The 1006-nt window shown below is 57.1% G+C and carries 1 protein-coding gene; it reads right to left on the reverse strand.

Features of this window, described 5'->3' with window-relative positions:
• On the reverse strand, nucleotides 1–932 hold a 932-nt coding region (locus QN370_RS20525), incomplete at its 3' end, for an IS1380 family transposase (protein WP_416347714.1).
• Between the last annotated feature and the right edge of the window lie 74 nt (nucleotides 933–1006).

The following is a 1006-nucleotide window of genomic DNA, read 5'->3' on the forward strand; positions in this document are numbered from 1 at the left end:
GCACGGTAGTCAAATTCGTCGAACAGGCGCACCGCCTCCGGCACCACGTCATGCGTCTGCACTGCAGCCCACAGATCGCAGGCGCTCAACCGGGTTGACTCGGCCAGCTTAAGCAGTTTGGGGTTACTGGAGAAACCGAAGACAAAGTCGACGTTCGACATCGCATCGATGAGGCCCATCAATTCGGGGCCGCTGAAGTGTCCGTCGCCACGCACCAGAATGTGGGTATCGGGAAAGCGACGGCGAATCAGGGTCAGCACGCGGCGCATGATCATCGCATTCTCGGCACCATGCGGCCGTTTGCCGGGACGCAGTATGGCCGCCACCAACGCACCCGATTGACCGTCGAAGATCATGAGCGGCAGGTAGCAGGTAGAGCGGTAATGGTGGTTGTAAAACGCCAGTGGCTGCTGGCCATACACAGCGTCCTCGGAATGGTCCAGGTCGAGAATCAGGTTCCTCGGCGGGCTGGCAAACCCAGCGATAAATTGCTCGACCAAGGCCTCACTGATGCGGTAAATGTCCTTGCTGCTGGCCGCATGTTCAAAGCGCGACATCGTTGCCGCAGAAGCCAGCGCGGTGGCGTCTTCGAACGGCAAACGGGCGGCACCGAGCTTGAACATGGGATCATGGCGCAAGCTATTGGAGTCGTTGCCGTCCTCGTAGCCGCAGCCGATTTGAAAGATTCGCTGCGTCAGTAAGTCCCGATAAGAATGGCTGATGTAACTTTGGTGACGACGATCGCCCAGGGCTGCCGTGAGGCGCTCGGTCAGTCCGATCTGGCGATCAACACCGCGTAGCAGCAGCGGGCCAAGGTCAGATGACAAACCACCGCCGGCAAAGTCGGCGCGAACGGTATGTCCTGGAATAGATGCAAAACGGAGCTGCTCTGAAGTAGAATTCATGTCGGGCAAGGTGGCGTTTGTGTTGATGAGTGTGTTTCTCGATAACTCACATTTTATCAATCACTTACGGCATTCTTGCCCTTTTTTATGCAAAATTCAGG

Source organism: Actimicrobium sp. CCI2.3 (genome assembly GCF_035019065.1).
Lineage (GTDB): Bacteria > Pseudomonadota > Gammaproteobacteria > Burkholderiales > Burkholderiaceae_D > Actimicrobium.